Origin of the sequence: Pseudomonas sp. WS 5059 (genome assembly GCF_012985525.1) — a bacterium.
Taxonomy (GTDB): domain Bacteria; phylum Pseudomonadota; class Gammaproteobacteria; order Pseudomonadales; family Pseudomonadaceae; genus Aquipseudomonas.
The window spans coordinates 573,638-590,496 of the sequence record NZ_JAAQWO010000002.1; the positions used below are offsets into that span (position 1 = coordinate 573,638).

Genomic DNA, 16,859 nt, shown 5'->3' on the forward strand with positions numbered 1-16,859 from the left:
CGATCGCGCTATCGCTGGCAAGCCAGCTCCTGCAAGGATCTCCAGGCTATGGATGCCTGTGCTCTCACGGAGTCCCAGCTTACGGGCGAGGTCCTTGCCGGGGCAACCACATAGAACCCGGGCGTCTATCGGTATTGCAATACGTTCTCGTTTGGGTGCATTATCTGTGTTACTGTATAACGTATTGATTCTGCCCAAACGCCCTGGAGGCCCTATGAAAGCTGGTATCCATCCCGACTACCGCACCGTGCTGTTCCACGATACTGCCGCCGATGTGTTTTTCCTGATCGGCTCCACAGTCGACACGGACCGCACCTACCAACACAGCGATGGCAACACTTACCCCTATATGGCCCTCGACGTGTCCAGCGCTTCCCACCCGATCTACACCGGCCAGCAGCGCAAGACCCAGGTCGAAGGGCGGATCGCTGGCTTCAACAAGCGCTTCGCCTCGTTCAGTTCGTCCGGCAAAGCAGCTGAGGCCTAAGGGGCTTAAGGCACACTGGTGGCAAATGGCATCATTTGGCCACTACCGACTGAAAACTGACTAAACTACTAGGTAATAGCCAGGAGGCTGTTACCTTGACCGTAGGAAGCGCACACCGACGCGACTAGATCCGAGGTGTCCCGTGGGAGAGTCAGTTACCTTTTCTGAAACCGATCGTCCCGTGGTGCTGTTGATCGACACCCACCCGGACGTGCATGACCGCCTCGCGCAGTTGCTGCGCCTGGAGCCCTTTGAACTGTGCAGCGCCACCACGGCGGCCGAGGCCCTGGCCATTCTGGCGCGCCAGCCCGTGGACCTGGTGATGAGTGCCGCACGCCTGCCGGATACGGACGGGGCCACGCTGCTGGCGCAGATCCATCACGCCTATCCCCAAACGGTGCGCCTGTTGTTGACCGGCGAGACTGACCTGACCCTGATCATCAAGGCGATCAACGAAGGGCAGATCTACCGCTACCTGAGCAAACCCTGGAAGGATGAAGAACTGCTGCTGGCCCTGCGTCAGTCCCTGGCCCACCAGCATTCCGAACGGGAGCGCCTGCGTCTTGAGCAACTGATCCGCCAGCAGAACGAGGAGCTCAAGCAACTCAATGCATCCTTGGAAAAACGCGTGGTTTCGCGCACCAGTGAATTGCAGCAGACCGCCGACATGCTCGACCTGGCCTACGAAGAACTCAAGCACAGCTACGCCACCGGCACCGAGGTGTTCTCGCTGCTGGCCAACCTGCGCCTGCCGCGCAGCAAGCAGACCAATCGGCAGATCATCGAGCTGGTCCGCACCTGGTGCGTGCTCCATGGCCTGGACGATGCCAGCAGCCGCGACCTGACCATGGCTGCGGCGCTGTACAACATCGGCAAGTTGAGCTGGAGCGACAGCATGATGGTCGCGCCCTCGGACTTGCTGCACAGCACCGACCGCGAGCGCTTTCGCGAGTACTCCACACAGAGCGAGTCGCTGTTGATGACCCTGGAGCCGATGAAGGACGCCGCGCGGCTGATCCGCCATCACCAGGAACGCTGGGACGGCAGTGGTTTCCCCGACCATCTCAAGGGCGAGGCAATTCCCTTTGGCTCGCGCCTGCTAAAGCTGGCGGTGGACTTTATCGAACTGCAGCGCGGCCTGATCCTTGAGCGGCAGATGAACAGCGACGAGGCGCTGCTGTACATCCGCAAATACGCCGGGCGCCTGTATGACCCGGACATGGTCGAAGACTTCGTCCAGGCCTGCGCGGCCTTCCTCAGCGACGTGACCCTGGGCGACCCGATGGTCAAGGTGCTTGGCACTCGCGAACTGGCCGAAGGCATGGTCTTGGCGCGCAACCTCAATGCCGACAACGGCATGCTGCTGCTCAACGCCGGCAAGGTGCTGAACCTGCCGCTGGTGGACAAGTTGATCGCCTTTGAAGCCATGGAGGGCGCCAAGTACAGCGTGTTCATCAAGGAAGCCGAGTAACCCGAAACTCTGTAGGAACCGGCAAGCCGGTTCCTACATTCATTGCGAGGAACAGGGCAGCCGTGTGATCCTTTGCGCCCTTTACTCCAAGGCGTTTTTTTCATGTCCAAGACCATCCGTATCGCCGCCGCCCTGTTGATCGGCAGCGACGGCCAGACTCTACTGGTGCGCAAGCGCGGCACCCTGGCCTTCATGCAGCCGGGCGGCAAGATCGACGCGGGCGAGCAACCGGCGCAGGCCCTGGCGCGTGAGCTGCACGAAGAACTTGGTCTGCGGATCGACCCGGCAGCGGCGCAGTACCTTGGCCACTTCTCGGCGCCAGCGGCCAATGAGCCGGGGTTTACCGTGGAGGCCGAGTTGTTTGAAGTACGGATCGATGTGCCGGTGACACCCGCCGCCGAGATCGAAGAAGTGCGCTGGATCGACCCGGCCGGCGATGGCGGCCTGCAGTTGGCGCCCTTGACACGTGACCTGATCCTGCCGTTCTATCGCGCATCGCTGACTACCACTGCCTGAACTGTCGGGCGCAAAGGACTGAGCCGTGATCCCCCTCAATGACCTGCTGATTTTTGCCGCCGCCTCGCTGCTACTGGTGCTGACACCCGGCCCGAACATGATCTATTTGATCTCGCGTTCGATCTGCCAGGGCCGCAAGGCTGGGGTGACGTCGTTGCTGGGGGTGGTCGCGGGTTTTTTTGTACACCTGTTTGCCGCCGCTGCCGGTTTGACCGCGGTGTTTCTTACGGTGCCGGTGGCCTATGAAGTGCTGAAGTGGGTCGGCGCGCTGTACCTGCTGTGGCTGGCCTGGCAGGCGGTGAAACCGGGCGCGCGTTCGCCGTTCGAGGCCCAGCAACTGCCCGCCGACTCACCGCGCAAGCTGGTGACCATGGGCTTTTTGACCAGTGCGCTGAACCCGAAAATCGCGGTGTTCTACCTGTCGGTATTCCCGCAGTTCATCACCCCGGAGCACGGCTCGGTCTTCACCCAGAGCCTGATGCTGGGCTTTACCCAGATCAGCGTCAGCTTTGTGGTCAACCTGCTGATCTCGCTGTGCGCCGCCAGCATCGCCGCCTGGTTTATCCACAACCCCACGTGGCTGGCGGTGCAGCGTTACTTCATGGGGTTTGTGCTGGCCGCCCTGGCGGTGCGCCTGATGCTGGAGCAACGGCGCAGCGCGTGAGCAATCAACGGACTGCGCTGACCCCATCCAGGGTCGAAAACGACGTGTCCTTGGCCGTCAGCAAAAAGTCGCGCATGTACGGCGCATCCAGCATATCTGCGCGGATCCCGGCGTACAGCGTGGCAAACAGACCCTTCTCCCCCAGCCGCTTGGCCTTCACATAACCCCGCGAGCTGTACTCGTGCAGCGCCCAGTGGGGCATGCCACACACGCCGCGTCCGCTGGCCACCAGTTGCATCATCATCACCGTCAGCTCCGAGGTGCGCACCTGGGCGGGTTCGACGTCGGCCGGTTCCAGGAAGCGAGTGAAGATGTCCAGGCGGTCGCGCTCCACCGGGTAGGTGATCAAGGTTTCGCTGAGCAAATCCTCGGGCACGATGTATGGCTTGTTCGCCAGGGCATGCTGGTTGGCCACGGCGAGCATCGCTTCATAGGTGAACAACGGCACATAGGTGATGCCCGCCAGCTCTAGCGGGTCGGAGGTCACCACCAGGTCCAGGTCGCCACGGGCCAGGGCTGGCAGCGGGGCGAAGGCAAAGCCGGAGGCCAGGTCCAGCTCGACTTCCGGCCAGGCATCGCGGAACTGGTCGATGGTCGGCATCAGCCACTGGAAGCAGCTGTGGCATTCGATCGCCATATGCAGGCGCCCGGCAGTACCGCCGGCCAGGCGCGCAATATCCCGTTCGGCACCGCGCAGCAGCGGCAGGGTGGCATCCGCCAGTTGCAGCAGGCGCAGGCCGGCGCTGGTGAAGCGCACCGGCTTGGTCTTGCGCACAAACAGCGGCATGCCCATGCGCTCTTCCAGCTCCTTGAACTGGTGGGACAACGCCGACTGGGTCAGGTGCAGGCGCTCGGCGGCTTCCACCAGGCTGTCGGCTTCGCGCAAGGCGTGCAGGGTCTTGAGATGACGGATTTCGAGCACGGGCTCTCCATGAAGACAATTTGTGACAAGTTCGGATAGCGTGAGTTTGTCTCATGTTGGCAAATCTGTCGACCATGACCGCTGGGCGCTCTTCATCAAACTGTCACGTAACTGTGGCAGCGCGCTTGAACAAACTTCATCAGACTTGCGCTCTACTGGGGTTCTGCGTTTCGGTGTTTTTCATGCGCGTGTTGCTTTTACTGGCTACCTTACTGGTCGGCCTGCCGTCTTTTGCGGCGTCTCGATGTGATGTCAATGTCCTGACTGAGCGGGTCGACCTGGACCAGGTGAGCCTGGCGTACCAGAGCATTGGCCGTGCTTCTGACCCAGCGTTGCTGCTGGTGATGGGCTTGGGCGGGCAGTTGATCCATTGGCCGGACGAGGTGGTGGTCGCCCTGTGCCAACAAGGTTTTCGGGTGATCCGCTACGACAACCGCGACGTCGGCCTGTCCACCTGGCGCCAGGCCCCGGCCAGCGCCAACCTGACCTTTGAAGTGTTGCGCTACAAACTCGGCCTGCCGGTGGCCGCGCCCTACACCCTGACCGACATGGCCGACGACGCCCTGGGATTGATGGATGCGTTGCAGGTGCGCCAGTTCCATGTGCTGGGCGCGAGCATGGGTGGGATGATCGCCCAGCACCTGGCGGCCATGGCCCCGCAGCGCGTGGAAAGCCTGACCCTGATCATGACCAGCTCCGGTGCCGAAGGCCTGCCTGCGCCGAATGCCGCGCTGGTACAACTGTTGTCACGGCGCAGTGCGCCCAACCGCGAAGTGGCCCTGGAGCAGCAGGCCGACTTGCTGGCGGCCCTGGGCAGCCCCGAGGTCAAGGATGATCGCCAGGCGTTGTTGCAGCAGGCTGCGCAGTCCTATGACCGGGCGTTCAATCCCGAGGGTGTGAAGCGCCAGATCATGGCGATCCTTGCCGAACCGAGCCGCGTGCCGCTGCTCAACCAACTGCGGGTGCCGACCCTGGTGGTGCATGGCACGGCCGATCCATTGCTGCCGGTGATGCATGGGGTGCACCTGGCGGCGCATATCCAGGGCAGCCAGTTGCGGCTGATCCCGGGTCTGGCCCATCGGTTCCAGGAAGCGTTCAAGGCGCCGTTGCTGGCGGCGGTGTTGCCGTACCTGCAAGCCCACCGCGAAGAGGCGGCGCATTGGGCGCAGGTTGATCCCGCGCCGCCTTCCAAGGTTTTATGAGCGGCGCGTAGGGGTGTATGGTGCGACATTTATGGCGTGTAATGCCTGCGAGGTTGCCTGAATGAGTACTTCCCTGAAAATCGATTTCGTCAGCGACGTGTCCTGCCCCTGGTGCGTCATCGGCCTGCGCGGCCTGACCGAGGCCCTGGACCAGATGGGCGCCGAAGTGCAGGCCGAGATCCACTTCCAGCCGTTCGAACTGAACCCGAACATGCCTGCCGAAGGGCAGAATATCGTGGAGCACATCAGCGAGAAATACGGCTCCACTGCCGAAGAGTCCCAGGCCAACCGCGCGCGCATCCGCGACCTGGGCACCGCGTTGGGCTTTGCGTTCCGTACCGATGGCCAAAGTCGTATCTACAACACCTTCGACGCCCATCGCCTGCTGCATTGGGCTGGGCTTGAGGGCTTGCAGTACAACCTCAAGCACGCGTTGTTCAAGGCTTACTTCAGCGATGGCCAGGACCCGTCCGACCACGCCACGCTGGCAATCATTGCCCAGAGCGTTGGCCTGGACCTCAAGCGCGCAGCCGAGATTCTGGCTTCGGACGAGTACGCCGCAAAGGTGCGCGAGCAGGAGCAACTGTGGGTATCGCGCGGGGTGAGTTCGGTGCCGACCATCGTGTTCAACGACCAGTACGCGGTCAGCGGCGGACAGCCGGCTGAAGCGTTTGTGGGGGCGATCCGCCAGATCATCAACGAAGCCAAAAGCTAACAAACACCACCGGCCAAAGGTGGGAGCGGGCTTGCCCGCGAAAGCGGTATATCAGCTAAGTATCTCTTAACTGACCCGCCGCCTTCGCGGGCAAGCCCGCTCCCACATTGGCTCCTGGCCCATCCCTTGCATTACCCCCCTAAAGCCCAGCCGGCATGCGGTTGGGCACTGCCAAGGGGTGAAACATTACCTTGAATATTCTCGATCTCGACCACAGCCTCACAGCCCAGGCACCCATTGCCCGGCGTCTGGCCAGTGGTCAGGCCACGCGCCTGGATTTGCTCGACCTGGGTCCGAAACTGCGCCTGTGGTCCACCGAAAAAACCTGGAAACGCTTTGCCCAGCGCCTGGCCCAACGGCCCCGGCCAAGCACGGCGCGGCCGGAAATCTTCTTTGTCGGCTCCGGCGACTACCACCACCTGACCCCGGCCTTTCTCGCCGAAGTGCAAGAGCCGATCAGCCTGATCCACTTCGACAACCACCCCGACTGGGTACGCCTGGCCCCGCGTCGGCACTGCGGCTCGTGGGTCAACCAGGCCCTGAAGATGCCGGCGATCAAGCGCATCGTCACCCTCGGCCCGTGCAGCGATGACCTGCACAACCCGCAACTGCGCGGCGGCAATCTTGGCGCCCTGAAGCGCGGGCACCTGCAGTTGTTTCCCTGGCAGCACGCGCCGTCGAAAGTCTGGGGCCGGGTTGGGGATGGCGCCGGCCATGCACAGCAGGAAAACCACCTGCACTGGCGCAACCTCGCTGAGCTCGACTGGCCTGCATTCCTTGAGCAAATGATCGCCAGCCTGCCCACCGAGGCGGTATGGATCACCCTCGACAAGGACGTGCTAGCCAGCGAAGACGCGGCCACCAATTGGGACCAGGGCGGCATGCGCCTGACGCACCTGTTGCAAGCCCTGCGTGCGTTGGCGGCGAGCAAGCGGATTATTGGCATTGACGTGTGTGGCGAGTTTGCCCGGCCTGCGTTCAGCAACGCGTTCAAACGCTGGGAAGCCAAGTCCGACCAGCCACCGGCCGAACGCTGGAGCGACGACGACCTGCTGCGTAACGCGACCACCAATGAAGCGTTGATCAACCTGTTCGAGGAGCTGTTTCCGTGACCCTGACCGTGGTGTTGTTGGTGGCCTTTTCCATCGTGCTCGATGTGATCGGCCAGTTGTGTTTCAAACTGGGCCTGGACCGCTTGCCGGAGCTTTCCGGCGGGTTTCGCCTGAGTGCCTTCTGGGGCCAGGTGTTCAATGCGCCGTTGCTGTGGGCGGGCATCGGCGCCTATGTCATCGAATTTTTCGTCTGGCTCGAAGCCTTGTCCCGCGCGCCGTTGAGCCTGCTGTTCCCGGCCGCCGCGCTGGCCTATTGCGGGGTGGTGCTGGCGGGCAAAGTGGTGCTGGGCGAAACCGTCAGCCGCCGGCGCTGGTTGGGCACGATGGTGATTACCGCCGGCGTGATGTTGGTGGCTGTAGCAGGAGCACAATCATGAGTGCGCAAGAGATGACTATCCGTCCGGAAGGCTGGCTGCATGGGCGCCTGGGCACGGTCGTGTTATGGGCGCTGTTGATCCTCACCGAAAGCGCCGGGCAGCTGTTTACCAAGGTGGCCGGCGATCAAATAGGGCAGATGGATTTCAGTTGGCAGTGGTTGGCGGCGGTGGCGGTCAACCCGGGGATCCTGGCGGCGATTGCCTGCTATATCGGCGCGTTCTTTGTGTGGATGCTGATCCTGCGGCGCAGCAGCCTGTCCCTGGCCTTCCCCTTGAGCTCGCTGGTGTTTGTGGTGGTGTTGCTCGGCTCCTGGCTGGGGTTGGGCGAGCACATCAGCTTGCTGCATTGGGTGGGCGTGGTGGTGATTATTGGCGGGATTGCACTGCTGGCCGAGGGCGAAGAAAACTGAGTTCCCTGTGAAATACGGACTAAATGTGTGAGCGGGCTTGTGTGGGAGCTGGCTTGCCTGCGATGCAGGCGCCTCGGTGTCTCAGTTACACCGCGGTGATGCTATCGCAGGCAAGCCAGTTCCCACATTTTGATGGGTGTCGCCCTTGAGACAATCAATCGAAGGTATAGCTGATCGCCGTCTGCACCTGTCCCTGGTTGACCTCGCCGGTCTGGCGCACGATGCTGCTGTCGGCCGCCGATCCCAGCAGATGCACCCAACTGGCACTGGTCAGTAACGTCCACTTCGGTGCCAGGGGGATCTGCAAGCTCTGGGTCAGGGTCAGGTTCTGGAACCCGCCGCTGGCGCTGTACGGACGGATCCCGGAGTCTGTCGCCTCATGCTCATCCACCCCGAAAAACGTCTGGGCCTGGCGGCCGTCGGCAAAATGCGCGACCAGGCCCGTGCTGCCAATCACTGCGCCGCCCAGCGGGTAGCCCAACTCCCCACCCAACTTGCCGAGCACGCCGCTCTGCTCGCGGGCACCGCCCACGGCCCGGCCCAGTTGCGCATAGACCCGCCAGAAGTCGGCAGGCGCGTACTGGATAAACCCGCCGACCTCGGCCATGTCCGACACATCCCGCAAGCCCTGTAGCGGCCCGTTGGCCGTGCGTCCCGGCAAGTAATTGAGGTACGGCCCGGCACTCAAGCCATTGCTGTTGAGCGCGCGCCAGGTCAGGCCGTCATCGGTATCGAGGCTGACATCTCCCCAATCCAGGTCGAAGTAGGGCACAGGCACAGTCTGATAACGGCTGGCGGCGGGTTCCCGTGGCTGATAGCTCAAGCCCAGGCCCACCTCGCCGCTGATGCCGGCCGCCGCTGCCGAGTCCATCCACAGCCCCAGGACGCCGGCGAATACCAGCGAAGTCACCCTGAACATATTGCTTGCTCCTCTTGCAAAACATGCGCGCATGAACGCGCAGGCGCGGGGGCTTGTGCAAGCACTCATGTTGTTTGTAGCGACCTACAAAATTTGTAGCTTCGCCGCAGCCTTTATCACCCATCCATGCCCGCTAGCCCCAGCCCTGCTGGGTTTCGCCCACTTGGCACAGTCCCTGCTCTATCCCTGGTAACGGCGCATCAGCGCGCTAGCATCCAAGGTAAACGCAGATGAATGACTGGCATATCGTGTGTGACTTCGATGGGACCATCACACCCACCGATGTCATCGACAATGTTCTCCAACGCTTCGCCGGCCCCGAATGGGAAACCATCGAGCAGCAATGGCTGGATGGCCATATCGGTTCGCGCGAATGCCTGAGCCGCCAACTGGCGCTGATCAAGGCGAGCCCGGCCGAACTGCTGGCGTACTTCGACACCGTCGAGATCGACCCGGACTTCCCGGACTTCGTCGACCATGTCCTGGGCCAGGGCGCGTCCCTTGAGGTGGTCAGCGACGGCATCGAGCAAGGCATCGCGCGGATCCTTTCGCGCAACTACGTGACCTTGCTGCCGATCATCGCCAACCGCCTGCGCCAGGTTGACCAGAACAGCTGGCGCATCGACTTCCCCCATGCCAGCGACGCCTGCCGCGCGGCCTCGGGCAACTGCAAATGCAAGTCCACCCCGCGTAACAAACGGGTGTTGGTGATCGGCGACGGCAAGTCCGATATGTGCGTCTCGACCACCGCCGATTTTGTCTTCGCCAAGGGCAGCCTGGCGCAGTACTGCCAGGCCCACGAGATCCCCCATCTGCGCTTCGACACCTTTGCCGAACTGCCGGCCTTGCTGGCCAAGCTGCCCCAGGGCATCGCCGCCAACGCCACCCATTTCACTTTTGAAAATCAGGAACTCTTTCATCATGTCTGATATCCGTATCGCTACCGCCGAAGACCAGGTTCTGCTGGATAAAGAAGCCAAATACTGCTCCTACGGCGACACCGTCCACTACATCGACCCTCCGCGTATCTTCAGCCGTTGCGAAGGCTCCTACGTGTGGGACACCGAAGACCAGGCCTACCTCGACCTGCAAATGTGGTACTCGGCGGTCAACTTCGGCTACGCCAACCCGCGCCTGAACAATGCGCTGAAACAGCAGATCGACACCCTGCCGCAAATCGCCAGCCAGTACCTGCACAAGGGCAAGATCGAGCTGTCGGAAATGATCGCGGTGGACGCCAAGAAAAAATTCGGCCTCGATGGCCGGGTGCATTTCAACGTCGGCGGTTCGCAGTCCATCGAGGATTCGCTCAAGGTCGTACGTAACGCCACCAACGGCAAGAGCCTGATGTTCGCCTTCGAGGGCGGCTACCACGGGCGCACCCTTGGCGCGTCGTCCATCACCTCCAGCTACCGCTACCGTCGTCGCTACGGCCACTTTGGCGAACGCGCCAACTTCATCCCGTTCCCGTACCACTTCCGTGGTCCCAAGGGCATGACCAAGGAAGAATACGGCAGCCACTGCGTGCAGCAGTTCGCGCGCCTGTTCGAGACTGAATACAACGGTGTGTGGGACCCGAAAGTCGGCCAGAGCGAGTACGCAGCGTTCTACGTCGAGCCGATCCAGGGCACCGGCGGCTACGTGATCCCGCCGATGAACTTCTACAGCGAACTCAAGCAGGTGCTCGACCAGCACGGCATCCTGATGGTGGTCGATGAAATCCAGATGGGCTTCTGGCGCACCGGCAAGTTGTGGTCGATCGAACACTTCGATGTGCAGCCGGACGTGATCGTGTTCGGTAAAGCCCTGACCAATGGCCTCAACCCCCTGGGCGGCATCTGGGCCAAGGAAGAGTTGATCAACCCGAAAGTCTTCCCGCCGGGTTCCACCCACTCCACCTTTGCCTCCAACCCGCTGGGTACGGCGGTGGGCCTGGAAATGTTCAAGATGACCAGCGAAGTCGACTACGGCGCGATGGTCATGGCCAAGGGCAAATACTTCCTGGAAGGCCTGCAAGAGTTGCAAAAGCGCTTCCCGATCATCGGCGACGTCGATGGCCTGGGCCTGGCCCTGCGCTGCGAAATCTGCGGCCCCGATGGCTTCACCCCGGACAAGGCGACCCTGGACTACATGGTTGACGAGGGCATGAAAGGCGACATGCTGGTCGACGGCCAGAAACTCGGGTTGATCCTCGATGTGGGCGGCTACTACAAGAACGTGATCACCCTGGCGCCGTCCCTGGAAATCAGCTACCCGGAAATCGACCTGGGCCTGAAGCTGCTGGAGCAACTGCTGACCCGAGCGATGAAGCGGTGAGCCTGGCCGATATCGATCTCGGTGAAGGCAACGCCGGCTTCGTTCTCGGCAACGGTCCGGTCGGGATCCTGTTGATCCACGGCCTGACCGGCACCCCGACCGAGTTGCGTCGGGTCGCCCAGGGCCTGGCCAAGGCGGGCAACTGCACGGTGTACGTGCCCACCCTGGCCGGGCACTGCGGGGGCAACGAAGACCTGCAGGCCACCGGCTGGCGCGACTGGTACGAGGGTGTGCGCAAGACCTTTGTCGGCGTGCAGCAGCGCCATGCGCAGGTGTTCGTCGGTGGCTTGTCCATGGGCGCGGTGATGTCGATGTACCTGGCCTCGGAGTTTGCGGGCCAGGTCGCCGGGTTGCTGATGTACTCCACGACCCTCAAGTACGACGGCTGGAGCATCAACAAATTTGCCTTCATCACGCCGTTGCTGATCCGTATTCCGTTCGGCGTGCGCCTGTTCCGTTTTACCGAGAAGCCGCCCTACGGCATCAAGAACGAACGCCTGCGGGCCATCGTCGAGCGGCAGATGAAAGAGGGCGAGAGCAGCGAGGCGGGGTTGTTGACCATGGAGGGCGTCACCGTACGCGAGCTGCACTGGATGAACGCGGTGGTGAAAAAACGCATGCCGTCGATCAAGACCCCGGCGCTGGTCCTGCACTCCATCGAGGACGACATCACCAGCCGCTGGAACGCCGACTACGTGGAACGCCACCTGGGCGGCCCGGTAACCAAGATCCTGTTGGATAACTGCTACCACATGATCACCGTTGACCTGCAATACCGGCGGGTGATCGAGCTGAGTGCGGACTTTATTGAACAACACACCACCCCTGTGGACGAATATCTCCGGGCTTGACACCGCCCCCTGTGGGAGCGGGCTTGCCCGCGATGGTCGTGAACGATGACGCATATGGCCCGGTTTACGCGGTGTTTTTAGATGAAGGAAACGCTGTGATCAGCACTAAAGCCTATTCAACTATCCAAGCCATCGACCGCAGCGCCTGGAACGACTGCTTTCCCCAGGCCCTGGAAGATTGGGACTACTACGTTGCCGTGGAAAACGCCGCCATCGAGGATTTCCAATGGCGCTACCTGGCCCTTTATGAGGATGGGCAACTGCTGGCCGTTGCCCCGGCGTTCATCACCCATTACCGCCTCGACACCACCGTGTCGGGCATCGCCAAACGCTTTACTCAACGCCTGGAGCGCTGGCGGCCCGGGGTTTTGCGCCTGGGCCTGTATGCGATCGGCTCGCCGGTGGCCGAGCAATGCCATGCCGGTGTCGCCAGCCACGTGCCCGCTTCACGCCGTGGCGCGTTGTTGGCACACCTGCTGGCCGCCGCGCGCCGGGATGCCGATGCCTTTGGCATCGGCTTGCTGGCCGTCAAGGACGCCCCAACCCTGGACCCGGACTGGGCCGACAGCTGCAAGGCTGCCGGCCTGCACGGCATGCCGAGCCTGCCTACCGGGCTGTTGCCGCTGCCCTACGGTTCGGTGGATGCCTACCTGGGCTCCCTAGGCAAATCCACGCGCAAGGACTTGCGGCGCAAGATGCGCGCGCCGGGGCCGCAGGTGGAGTGGCGGGACAATATCGATGATGTGCTGCCGGATATCATGCGCCTCTACGAGGCCACGCTGGCCCGCGCTGACTTGCAATTCGAACGCCTGCCCGCCGGGTATTTCAGCCAGGTGCTCGCCCAGCTTGAACAACGGGCGCGCTGTGTACTTTACTGGGTGGACGGGCAACTGGTGGCGTTCAACCTGGTGCTGCTGGACCAGCACCGGCTGATCGACAAGTTCTTTGCCCACGACCTGGCCCACAGCCGCGAACATAACCTGTACTTTCGCAGTTGGCTGACCAACGTCGACTACTGCATCGCGCACAATATTGCGTTGTATGAGTGCGGGCAGGCCGGGTATGCCAGTAAGCTACGCCTGGGCTGCGAGTTCGCGGGTAATGCGCTGTTCTTCCAGCATCGCAACCGCCTGCTCGACACCCTGCTCAAGCTGGTAAGAATGTTTATTCGCCCGGACCGATCCGACCCTGCCATGGCTGCTGCAATAAGCGAAACCCGATGATTGCCAAAACCCGCCAGAAAGCCCGCCCGTTTGCCATTTCCCGCTGGAGCCTGCAGCGCAAGCTGGTGTTGGCGTTCTGGCTGGTGACGGTGATCCCGACGATGATCGCCGCGGAGCTGGCAGCCACCACCCTGTCGCAGATTTTCGACAGTAACGTACGCATCTGGCTGCAAGAGTCGACCCGCATCGTCAAGGATGAAGTCAGCGACATCCTGCACGACAACGCCCGTGTGGCGCAGATCTTCCTGCGGTATGTGCGTCCGCCCTCCAGCCATGAAGCGATGCGTCATGACCGTTTGATCGCGGACATTGCCAGCGCCACTGATATTGACGTGGTGACGCTGATTCGCAGCAGTGACAGCAAGGTGATGTTCAGCACCGTGGGCGATGATGTGGTGAAACAAATCAGCCTCGCCCCCAATGCCGTACTGCAAACCGTGCAGGTCGGCGGCGTGGCCACCGGGGCCGTGATTTCGTCGTTCGAGACCAGCCAGGATGGCGTCGACTATGAACTGCTGGTCGGCACCTACCTGGACAGCAGCTTCCTGACCAGTGTCGCCGAGGTGCATTCCCTGGACTTGCGCCTGTACCTGGCCAATACCGATGGTTTCTCGGAGATCTTCTCTACCCAGCGTTTTGAAGACCACCCGACCCGCGTGCCGAAATCCGTGGAAACCCTGCTGCGCAGCACCAAGCAGCCCAGCGAACAGTTCACCAGCAACTACAGCGGCCTGTACTGGCCGATCTTCAATGACACCGGCGAGTTGCAGGGTGTGATCTTCAGTGGCCTGCTGCGCCACACCAGCCTGGTGGGGCTGGTGAACCAGAGCAATCTGTTCGTGCTGATCTTCCTGCTCAGCTCTGCCTTGTCCCTGGGCGCCGGGGTGCTGGTTTCCCGGCACCTGACGCGGCCGCTGCGCGAGTTGTCCCAGGGCGTGAGCGCGGTGATCAGCGGCAACTACCAGCACCGCGTGGCCGTCACCGGCGGTGACGAGCTGGCGCAACTGAGCAGCACTTTCAACCACATGACCGAACGCCTGGGTGAGTTGCATCACCTCGAAGCGCAACTGCGGCGCCGCGATCGCCTGCATGCCCTGGGCGAAGTGGCGATGGGCCTGGCCCATGAAATCCGCAACCCCCTGGGCATCATCAAGACGGCGACCCAACTGCTGCACCGCCGCGCCGATCTACCGGAGACCGACAAGCGCCACCTGGAATACGTGATCAGCGAAGTCAGCCGGATCAATGACCTGATCACCGACTTCCTCGACTTTGCCAAGCCCAGCGAACCGCTGCGCAGCCAGCAACTGGCGCGGCCGCTGGCGCAAGAAATCCTCGGTTTCTGCGCGCCGGAGCTGGCCAGTCATGCCATCGACGCGCACCTCGACGACCAGGCGCCCGGCGCGACCCTGTATGTGGACGCCAAGCAAATCAAGCAGGCGTGCCTGAACCTGATCCTCAATGCCGTCGATGCGATGCCCGAGGGTGGGCGCCTGACGTTGGGTATCAGCCGCGTCGAACACTTCACGGTGATCAGCATCAGCGACAGCGGCCCGGGCATCGCGCCGGAAATGATCGAGCGGATCTTTACCCCCTTCGTCACCACCAAGGCCTCGGGCACCGGCCTGGGCCTGGCGAAAGTCTACTCAATCATGGAAAGTCACGATGGCCGCATCGAGTGCACCAGCGAGAAGGATGCGGGTGCTACCTTCAGCCTGTACATACCGGCCAACGGTGAAGATGACGGCGACGACGAGGACAGTCATGACGCATAACATATTGGTGGTCGACGACGAGCCCAAGCTCTGCGACTTGCTGGCGTCGGCCCTGAGCCAGAACGAGATCCAGGTGTTTATCGCCGGCAACGGCCTGCATGCCCTCAAGTTGCTGGAGCAGGAAGACATCGACCTGGTGATCAGCGACTGGCGCATGCCCGGCATGGACGGCCCGCAACTGTTGGCCGAGATCAAGGTGCGCTACCCGCAGTTGCCGGTGATCGTGATGACGGCCTACAGCACGGTGAAAAATGCCGTGCAGTCGATGCGCAATGGTGCCTACGACTACATTGCCAAGCCCTTCGATATCGACGAGCTGGACATCACCGTGGCCAAGGCCTTGCAGTTTCGCGACATCATGCGCGACAACGCACGGCTGCGCGCCGAGCTTGATGAGCACGCCCAGTTCGACAGCCTGGTGGGTGACAGCCCGGCGTTTCGCCGGGTGTTACAGGCGGTGGATTCGGTGCGCGAGAGCAATGCCACCATCTTGCTGACCGGCGAAAGCGGCACCGGCAAGGAAATGGTCGCCCGCGCCATTCACAAGCATGGCAACCGTGCAGACAAACCCTTTGTGGCGGTCAATTGCGCGGCGATCCCCGAAGGCTTGCTGGAAAGCGAAATGTTCGGTCATCGCAAAGGCGCGTTTACCGGCGCCGTGGCTGACCGGGTAGGGCGCTTCATGCAGGCGGACAAGGGCACGCTGTTTCTCGACGAAGTAGGCGATATGCCCTTGGCGTTGCAGGCCAAGATCCTGCGCGCCTTGCAGGAGCGGGTGATCGAGCCGGTGGGTGACCCGCGTGAACGCAAGGTGGATGTGCGGGTGATCGCCGCCACCAACAAGAACCTTCTGGATGCGGTGGCGAACAAGGAGTTTCGCGAGGATCTCTACTACCGTCTCAACGTCTTCCCGATCCCGCTGCCCGCCCTGCGCGAGCGTGTCGAAGACATCGCCCCCCTGGCCCGGCACTTTGCCCGCAGCCTGAGCGCCACAGCCGGCAAACGCATCACCGGCTTCAGCGCAGATGCCTTGCAGGCCATGGCCGCCTACAACTGGCCGGGCAATATCCGCGAGCTGCAAAACTGCGTGGAGCGCGCGACCATCGTGGCGGCCAGCCCGGTGATCGAGGACATTGACCTGCCGGCCTATCTGTTTGCGTCCCAGCCGACGGCGGGTGATGTGACGACGATTCTCAGCGAAGGCCCGGGCGTGCCTCGGGACCTGGATGCGGCGCTGGCAGAAGTGGAGAAGGCGTACATCCTGGCGGCGTTGCAGGAGAGCAATGGGGTGCAGGCGGCTGCGGCGTCAAGGATCGGGATCTCCGAGCGCAGCTTCTGGTACCGCTTGAAAAAGCTCGGCATCCAGATTGACAAGATCGTGCGCTGAGCCCTGGGAGTCACACAGCTCCCACAAGGGATTGGGGAAGCACACTGAGCAAATGTAGGAGCTGTCGAGCTTTAGCGAGGCTGCGATGCGGGCAACTGGGTTTTGCAGGTGTACCGAGTCGATCCCATCGCCGCCTCGCCGGGGGCTCGACAGCTCCTACAAGGGATTGGGGAAGGACACGGAGCAAATGTAGGAGCTGTCGAGCTTTAGCGAGGCTGCGATGCAGGCAACTGGGTTTTGCAGGTGTACCGAGTCGATCCCATCGCCGCCTCGCCGGGGCTCGACAGCTCCTACAAGGGATCGGGGATACACACTGAGCAAATGTAGGAGCTGTCGAGCTTTAGCGAGGCGGCGATGCAGGCAGCTCGGTTTTGTAGGTATACCGAGTTGATCCCATCGCCGCCTCGCCGGGGCTCGACAGCTCCTACAAGGGATTGGGGAGGCACACGGAGCAAGTGTGGGAGCTGTCGAGCTTTAGCGAGGCGGCGATGCGGGCAACTGGGTTTTGCAGG

At 62.3% G+C, this 16,859-nt stretch carries 17 protein-coding genes; 15 read left to right on the plus strand and 2 right to left on the minus strand.

Features of this window, described 5'->3' with window-relative positions; translation table 11 throughout:
• The first annotated feature begins 214 nt into the window (after positions 1–214).
• The 4 genes from HBO12_RS07325 to HBO12_RS07340 all read left to right on the plus strand — a co-directional run bounded on the left by HBO12_RS07325 (position 215) and on the right by HBO12_RS07340 (position 3,138).
• The gene (locus HBO12_RS07325; RefSeq protein ID WP_169954473.1) at positions 215–487 is read left to right on the plus strand and encodes a type B 50S ribosomal protein L31; all 273 of its coding nucleotides are present in this window, start codon (positions 215–217) and stop codon (positions 485–487) included.
• 142 nt (positions 488–629) lie between these two features.
• Positions 630–1,958 (plus strand): response regulator c-di-GMP phosphodiesterase, NosR family, encoded by a 1,329-nt coding sequence (gene nosR, locus HBO12_RS07330; protein ID WP_170041816.1) that lies wholly within the window; start codon positions 630–632, stop codon positions 1,956–1,958.
• A gap of 102 nt (positions 1,959–2,060) precedes the next feature.
• Positions 2,061–2,474 carry an NUDIX hydrolase gene (locus tag HBO12_RS07335; protein WP_170041817.1) on the plus strand — a complete coding sequence of 138 codons (414 nt, stop codon included), beginning with the start codon at positions 2,061–2,063 and terminating at the stop codon, positions 2,472–2,474.
• Between the two features lie 25 nt (positions 2,475–2,499).
• Positions 2,500–3,138 (plus strand): LysE family transporter, encoded by a 639-nt coding sequence (locus HBO12_RS07340; protein WP_170041818.1) that lies wholly within the window; start codon positions 2,500–2,502, stop codon positions 3,136–3,138.
• A 4-nt stretch (positions 3,139–3,142) separates the two neighbouring features.
• On the opposite strand, the gene metR is transcribed toward HBO12_RS07340, so the two are convergent.
• On the minus strand, positions 3,143–4,060 hold the full coding sequence (metR, locus tag HBO12_RS07345; RefSeq protein WP_032859924.1) for a transcriptional regulator MetR: 918 nt from the start codon (positions 4,058–4,060) through the stop codon (positions 3,143–3,145).
• Positions 4,061–4,242: 182 nt separating this feature from the next.
• Here metR and HBO12_RS07350 point away from each other — a divergent pair, with 182 nt between their 5' ends.
• From HBO12_RS07350 to HBO12_RS07370, 5 genes are all read left to right on the plus strand, one after another.
• Positions 4,243–5,262: an alpha/beta fold hydrolase gene (locus HBO12_RS07350; protein ID WP_170041819.1), complete on the plus strand. Its 1,020-nt coding sequence runs from the start codon at positions 4,243–4,245 to the stop codon at positions 5,260–5,262.
• A gap of 61 nt (positions 5,263–5,323) precedes the next feature.
• A complete protein-coding gene (locus HBO12_RS07355) occupies positions 5,324–5,977 on the plus strand; it encodes a DsbA family oxidoreductase (RefSeq protein ID WP_170041820.1) in 654 nt (217 codons plus the stop codon).
• Positions 5,978–6,168: 191 nt separating this feature from the next.
• The gene (locus HBO12_RS07360) at positions 6,169–7,089 is read left to right on the plus strand and encodes an arginase family protein (RefSeq protein WP_170041821.1); all 921 of its coding nucleotides are present in this window, start codon (positions 6,169–6,171) and stop codon (positions 7,087–7,089) included.
• Positions 7,086–7,466, plus strand: coding sequence for a DMT family transporter (locus tag HBO12_RS07365; protein ID WP_170041822.1), 381 nt, complete (start codon positions 7,086–7,088; stop codon positions 7,464–7,466). The genes HBO12_RS07360 and HBO12_RS07365 overlap by 4 nt, the downstream gene beginning before the upstream one ends.
• Positions 7,467–7,477: 11 nt before the next feature.
• Complete coding sequence (locus tag HBO12_RS07370; RefSeq protein ID WP_170041958.1) at positions 7,478–7,876, plus strand: EamA family transporter; 399 nt, start codon at positions 7,478–7,480, stop codon at positions 7,874–7,876.
• 154 nt (positions 7,877–8,030) lie between these two features.
• Here the strand turns inward: HBO12_RS07370 and HBO12_RS07375 are convergent, their stop codons facing one another.
• Positions 8,031–8,795: a MipA/OmpV family protein gene (locus HBO12_RS07375; RefSeq protein ID WP_170041823.1), complete on the minus strand. Its 765-nt coding sequence runs from the start codon at positions 8,793–8,795 to the stop codon at positions 8,031–8,033.
• Positions 8,796–9,025: 230 nt separating this feature from the next.
• Between HBO12_RS07375 and HBO12_RS07380 the strand changes: the two genes are divergently transcribed.
• The 6 genes from HBO12_RS07380 to HBO12_RS07405 all read left to right on the plus strand — a co-directional run bounded on the left by HBO12_RS07380 (position 9,026) and on the right by HBO12_RS07405 (position 16,347).
• Complete coding sequence (locus tag HBO12_RS07380; protein WP_170041824.1) at positions 9,026–9,724, plus strand: MtnX-like HAD-IB family phosphatase; 699 nt, start codon at positions 9,026–9,028, stop codon at positions 9,722–9,724.
• A complete protein-coding gene (locus HBO12_RS07385) occupies positions 9,717–11,111 on the plus strand; it encodes an aspartate aminotransferase family protein (RefSeq protein ID WP_057958587.1) in 1,395 nt (464 codons plus the stop codon). The genes HBO12_RS07380 and HBO12_RS07385 overlap by 8 nt, the downstream gene beginning before the upstream one ends.
• Entirely contained in the window at positions 11,108–11,962 is an 855-nt protein-coding gene (locus tag HBO12_RS07390) for an alpha/beta fold hydrolase (RefSeq protein ID WP_170041825.1), read from the plus strand. The genes HBO12_RS07385 and HBO12_RS07390 overlap by 4 nt, the downstream gene beginning before the upstream one ends.
• A gap of 95 nt (positions 11,963–12,057) precedes the next feature.
• On the plus strand, positions 12,058–13,185 hold the full coding sequence (locus HBO12_RS07395; protein ID WP_170041826.1) for a GNAT family N-acetyltransferase: 1,128 nt from the start codon (positions 12,058–12,060) through the stop codon (positions 13,183–13,185).
• Complete coding sequence (locus HBO12_RS07400) at positions 13,182–14,960, plus strand: sensor histidine kinase (RefSeq protein WP_169954461.1); 1,779 nt, start codon at positions 13,182–13,184, stop codon at positions 14,958–14,960. The genes HBO12_RS07395 and HBO12_RS07400 overlap by 4 nt, the downstream gene beginning before the upstream one ends.
• Positions 14,950–16,347 carry a sigma-54-dependent transcriptional regulator gene (locus HBO12_RS07405; protein WP_170041827.1) on the plus strand — a complete coding sequence of 466 codons (1,398 nt, stop codon included), beginning with the start codon at positions 14,950–14,952 and terminating at the stop codon, positions 16,345–16,347. Before HBO12_RS07400 ends, HBO12_RS07405 begins: the two co-directional genes overlap by 11 nt.
• The last annotated feature ends 512 nt before the right edge of the window (positions 16,348–16,859 follow it).